The following is a 5,634-nucleotide window of genomic DNA, read 5'->3' as shown; positions in this document are numbered from 1 at the left end:
GCGCGCCCCCCCCCCCCCCAGGCCGGGCCGGGGGTGGGGCCCCGGCCCCCCGCCGGCGGGGGGGGCCGGGGGGGCCGGGGCCGGGGGGGGGGGGGGGGGCCCCCCCCACGGCACCGCGGCGCAGGACTAGCGAGGGCGAGATGAGCGTCGATGGAGCAACTTCCCACCCCTCCCGGTGAGCGGCCGGCGCAGTCGGCGGAGCCGAACACCTCGCCCGAGCCGGTGTACAGGGGCACGGCCACGGCCACCATCAGCGAGCTCGGCATCGTCACCGAGTGGAGCGAGGACGCCGCCCTGCTGCTCGGTTACGCGTCCTCCGAGGTCGTCGGGCTGCCCGCCGCGCACCTGCTCGCCGATGGTGTCGACGAGGTCGCCCGCGCGATTGCGCCCGGCCCGGAGCGGTGGAGCGGGACCGTCACCCTGCGGCACCGGGACGGCCGACGGCTGGAACAGGCCCTGCTCGCGCACCGCCGGACCTCCCGCGACGGTCCCACCAGGTGGTTCGTGGTCTCCGCGGTGGCCGGCGAGGCCGCCCGGGCGCCCCGGAACGGGCCGCTGAGCGAATGGGCCTTCACCCAATCCCCCTTCCCCCTCGCGATCTTCGACGAGGACCTGCGGCTGGTACGGGCGAACACGGGCATGGAGCGCGCGCTGTCCCTCACCGAGGCCGAGATGCGCGGGCTGCGCCTGTCCGACATCGTGCCCGACCCGGTGAGCGACGCGACCGGACGCACGATGCGCCTGGTGCTGGAGACCGGCGAACCGCAGTACGTCGACGCCTTCGTCCACCCCGCGGGTACGGAGCCCGAGCACGGCTGGGCGACCTCGCTGGCTCCGCTGCGCGACCCGGACGGCCGGGTGCGCGCGGTCTCCATGGCGGCGCAGCACGCGGCCGGGTCCGAGGGCGACCAGCCGCAGCCGCTCGTACCGGACGACGCGGTCCTGGCCGTCGCCCGCATCGGCACCACCCAGGACAGTGCCCGTACCGCACAGGAGCTGCTGGAGGTCGCCGTCCCACGGCTCGCCGACTTCGCGTTCGTCGACCTGCTGGACCCCCTCCCCCGCGGCAACGGACCGTCGGCGCACGCCGCGGCGACGCCGGTCACCGTGCGCCGTACCGCTGAGCGATCGGTCCTGCGCGGGCACCCGGAGTCCCGGGTGTCGGTCGGCGAGCGGACCACGCATCCGCCGTTCTCCCCTCCCGCGGACTGTCTGGCCGCGGGCCGCGGAGCGGTGTACGGGACGGCGGACCCGGGCGTCGCCCGCGGGGCGACCCAGGACCCCGGAGCCGCCTGGATCGCCGAATACGGCGCCCACTCGATGATGGTGGTGCCGCTGCGGGCGCAGGGCACCACCCTCGGGGTGGCCCTCTTCGGCCGCCACCGGCGCCCGGAGCCCTTCCGGCCGAAGGACCTCTGGCTGGCCGAGGAGCTGACGAACAAGGCGGCGAGCAGCATCCGCAACGCGCCCCGGCACCCCCGGGAGCACACCTCCACGATGATGCTCCAGCGCAGCATGCTCCCGCGTTCGCTGCCCGCGCACTCCGCGCTGGAGACCGCCTCCCGCTACCTGCCCGCCGGTGGCGAGGCCGGTCTGGGTGGCGACTGGTTCGACGTGATCCCGCTCTCGGGGGCGCGGGTGGCCCTGGTCGTGGGCGACGTGGTCGGGCACGGCATCCGCGCCTCCGCCACGATGGGCCGGCTGCGCACCGCCGTACGCACCCTGGCCGACGTCGACCTGCCGCCCGACGAGCTGCTCACCCATCTCGACGACCTCGTCATCCACCTGTCCGCCGACGAGGCCGACCGGGACGGCGAGGAGACCGCCGGGGGGATCGGCACCACCTGTCTGTACGTGGTCTACGACCCGATCACCCGCCGCTGCACGGCCGCGCGGGCGGGGCACCCGCCACCCGTGGTGATCTCCCCGGAGGGCTCCGCGTACCTCCTGGACGTCCCGGCCGGGCCACCGCTGGGTCTGGGGGGCCTGCCCTTCGAGACCGTCGAGGTGGAGCTGCCGGAGTGGAGCATCCTGGCCCTGTACACCGACGGCCTGCTCCAGGCCCGTGACCACGACATCGACGAGGCGCTGGACAGCATGTTCACGGCCCTCGTCCGGCCGGCCGCCACCCTGGACGCGGTCTGCGACCGGGTCCTGACCACGTTGTTGACCCATCCTCCGGACGACGACGTCGCCCTGCTCGTCGCCCGGACCAGGGCGCTGCACGCCGACAAGGTGGTCGTCTGGGACGTCCCGCCGGACCCGTCCATCGTCGGCCAGGCCCGGCGCGACGCCACCGACCAGTTGACGGCCTGGGGCCTCGACGACGCCGCCTTCGTCACCGAGCTCGTGGTCAGCGAGCTGGTGACCAATGCCATCCGCTACGGCGAGCCGCCCATCCAGCTGCGACTGATCCACGAGGACACGTCCCTGATCTGCGAGGTCTCGGACGCGAGCGGTACGGCCCCGCACATGCGGCGCGCCCGGATCTTCGACGAGGGCGGACGCGGCCTCCTGCTGGTGGCCCAGCTCGCCCAACGCTGGGGCACCCGCCACACCCCCGTCGGCAAGACCATCTGGGCCGAGCAGTCCCTCATCGGGTGATGCGGGGGGCGTGGCCCACCCCTCGCCCGTGCGGGGGCGGATCCACGGCCCTACCGCGATGGTTCCCGCACTATGCGTGTCGGCGTTGCCTGTGACACGCCTGTGACAGTCGACGGACACCTCCATGAAGTCCCACCGACAAGCTCTTTAACAGGGACATACATCCGCAAACACGGATGAGTCCCCTGCTTCCGAGGGTGTGAGCAGCGATGACCGAGCCGATGTGTCGGAGGAAGTCCCATGAGCCTCACACTCTCCATACCGCAGGTCGAAGCCACCACCACCGCCACCGTTCTCGCTCCCCGTGAGCAGGAGGCGCTGCGCCACATCGCCGCCGGGTGCACCTACGTGCAGACGGCCCGTTCCATGGGACTCTCCAGGCACACGGTCGACGCCTACCTGCGCCGCATCCGGACCAAGCTGGGCATCAACACCACGGCGGAAATGGTCCGGCTCGCCGTCTCCCTGGGCCTGTGACCGGCCGTACCCCCTGATCCCCCTACGACCTACGCGCTCCACCACCCGCGGGACGGGCCGACGAAGACCGGCAGCGCCCAACCGGGAGGCTCCGGTGGCGCCGCGCGATCCTGAGACCGACCGAGAGACCGGGCATCCGACAGGGATGTCCGGTCGACGTGCGTCGCGGCGCCCTTCCCGACCGCGGCGCCGTTCGTGGCGGCGGCCGCCCGCAGCGCCGCCACGAATTCCAGGCAGGAGCCGTACCGGTCCTCCGGGACCTTGGCCAGGGCCTTCGCCAGGACCTCGGCGGCCGCCGGGGCGATGTCCGGCCGCTTCTCCGTCAAGGGGGGCGGCTGGTCGTACTGGTGCGCCCACAGCAGTGCCGGGGCGTCGTCGCGCACGAAGGGCGGGCCACCGACGAGGGACTCGTACACGACGCACCCGAGGCTGTACTGGTCGCACCGGCCGTCCACCGGGCGGCCGGCGATCTGCTCCGGTGCCATGTAGTCGAGCGTGCCCACGAACTCGCCGGCGGTGGTGAAGCCGCTCACCGCCAGCGCCTTCTTCGTCAGGCCGAAGTCCGTGAGGTAGACGTGTTCCGGGTGGTCGCTGTCGGTGCCGGCGGCGACCAGGATGTTGGCCGGCTTGACGTCCCGGTGCACCAGTTCGTGGTCATGGGCCGCGTCGAGGGCGGAGGCCACCTGGGCGGCGATGCGCACGGCCGTCGTCACGGGGAGCGGGCCCTCGCGGTCCAGCAGGACCCTCAGGTCCGGACCCACGACGTAGCGCATCGCGATGTACAGCACGCCGTCCGTGTCACCGGCTTCGAAGATCGGCACGATGTGGGGGTGGTCGATCCGCGCGGCCACCCGGGACTCGTGGGTGAAGCGGCGGCGGAAGACCTCGTCGCGCACGCGCTCCGGGGCGATCAGCTTCAGCGCGACCATCCGGTCCAGGCGCAGGTCCTTGGCGCAGTAGACGACGGCCATGCCGCCCCGGCCGATCAACCGCTCGATCCGGTAGCCCGCGATCTCCTGCCCGATCAGGCCGGAGGGCCGACCCGTATAGAAGATCCGATGCGATGCCGTGCCCATCAGGCGCCTCCCGCTCCCGGCCGACCGACTCGGCTGCGCAGTCGTCGCCTGGGCCCTTCTTCCGGACACGAAAAGTCTAGTGCGAACGATCACGAGGCGCGTCCGGTGATCACCGGACGCGCCTCGGGCCCCGCACCCCCCGGGCGGTCAGCCTTCGCCGCCGTCGCCGCCGCGGCCGCCCTGGCCGCTGCTCTCGCAGCCGGTACCGACGCAGATGCCGCCGTTGCCGCCCTTGCCTCCGTTGCCTCCGTCGCCGCCGGCCGGCGCGGCCCCACCGTTGCCGCCGTTGCCCCCGTTGACGCTGCCGCTGCACTGCCCGACGCAGACCCCGCCGTTCCCGCCCTGGCTGCCGTTGCCGCCCGTGCCACCCTGATTACCGGTGCCGCCGTTGGCGCTGCCGTTGCAGAGCCCGACGCAGACACCGCCGCTGCCGCCCTGGCTGCCGTTGACCGTTCCGTTGCAGTTGCCCGCGCACACCTTGTCACCGACGCGGACGCTGCCGTTGCCCACCTGGACCTTGCCGCCGATCCGGCTGCCGAGGCCCGACCCGTTGCCGCCGCCCCCGGGAGAGGGGACGTGGCGGTGGCTGGTGGTGGAGGCCGCCTGGACGCTCATCGCGGGGGCCGCGCTGGCGGCGGTGGCCGCGGGCACCATCGCGCCGACGCCGATCACCGTGGTCGAGATGACGAAACCGAGACTGAACTTCCAAGAACGTGCACGCATGAGATTCTCCCTAGCCGAGAAATGGTGGGGCCGGCCACCGACCGTTCGGGCCCGCATCGTCCGCTGCCCCGCTGTCGGCCCGCCGGCCTCGTTCCATGAACCCTTCCGCTTCGCTCCACTCGTCCTACGGAGCGGCGGGGAAGGTTCCTGCCGTCAGGGCGAACCAGTCGCCTTCGAGGTAGTTCTTCTTCCAGGTGTCCAGCTGCTCGGTCGAGATCTCGTACTTCTTGGCGATCTTCTCCTTCGTGGCGTCGGTGTCGTCGGCCAGAAGGGTCACGACGATGCGCACCCGGTCCACCACCGTCAGCTCCGCCTTCGGCTTGTCGGGCAGGTCCTCGAACCGGAAGCAACCGGCCGTGCCGGACTTGCCCGGCTGACCCGGCTGACCGGGCTGTCCGCCCTGGCCACCCTGACCGCCCTGACCCCCTTCGCCGCCCTCGCCGCCCGCGCCGCCCGTGCAGTGGGCGGGCTGTCCGGCCGAGACCGAGGAGACGACACCCGCGGGAGCGTGGGACTGCGCTGCTTGCGCGGCGCACGCCGTGCCGGTGACGAAGGCCAGGGAGGCCGCCGCCAGGACCAGCGGACGCTGCCAGGAGCTCGTGAACATGGGGTTCTCCACTTCGGTGAGTTTCGGTGAGTTTCAGTGAGGTGAGGTACTGCGGGATTTCGAACGACTGGGGGGGTGGGGTGGGGGGGGGGGGGGCCCCCCCCCCAACGGAAAACCGCACAAGTTGGGGGGGGAGTAATATTTTGT

5 protein-coding genes are annotated in these 5,634 nt (G+C 72.8%); 2 read left to right on the top strand and 3 right to left on the bottom strand.

What is annotated here, in order from left to right:
* Window positions 1-150 precede the first annotated feature (150 nt).
* Entirely contained in the window at window positions 151-2,604 is a 2,454-nt protein-coding gene (locus ACIBEA_RS34710) for a SpoIIE family protein phosphatase (protein ID WP_399267172.1), read from the top strand.
* A 240-nt stretch (window positions 2,605-2,844) separates the two neighbouring features.
* The gene (locus ACIBEA_RS34705; RefSeq protein WP_399267171.1) at window positions 2,845-3,081 is read left to right on the top strand and encodes a response regulator transcription factor; all 237 of its coding nucleotides are present in this window, start codon (window positions 2,845-2,847) and stop codon (window positions 3,079-3,081) included.
* A gap of 29 nt (window positions 3,082-3,110) precedes the next feature.
* On the opposite strand, the gene ACIBEA_RS34700 is transcribed toward ACIBEA_RS34705, so the two are convergent.
* From ACIBEA_RS34700 to ACIBEA_RS34690, 3 genes are all read right to left on the bottom strand, one after another.
* A complete protein-coding gene (locus ACIBEA_RS34700) occupies window positions 3,111-4,157 on the bottom strand; it encodes a serine/threonine-protein kinase (protein ID WP_399267170.1) in 1,047 nt (348 codons plus the stop codon).
* A gap of 147 nt (window positions 4,158-4,304) precedes the next feature.
* A complete protein-coding gene (locus ACIBEA_RS34695; RefSeq protein WP_399267169.1) occupies window positions 4,305-4,880 on the bottom strand; it encodes a hypothetical protein in 576 nt (191 codons plus the stop codon).
* A gap of 124 nt (window positions 4,881-5,004) precedes the next feature.
* The gene (locus ACIBEA_RS34690; RefSeq protein WP_399267168.1) at window positions 5,005-5,487 is read right to left on the bottom strand and encodes a hypothetical protein; all 483 of its coding nucleotides are present in this window, start codon (window positions 5,485-5,487) and stop codon (window positions 5,005-5,007) included.
* Window positions 5,488-5,634 lie beyond the last annotated feature (147 nt).

The organism is Streptomyces sp. NPDC051555, from assembly GCF_044454405.1.
In the GTDB taxonomy this organism is placed as follows: Bacteria; Actinomycetota; Actinomycetes; order Streptomycetales; family Streptomycetaceae; genus Streptomyces.
Note: the sequence above shows the minus strand (reverse complement) of the source record. Positions and strands in the feature narration are given on the sequence as shown.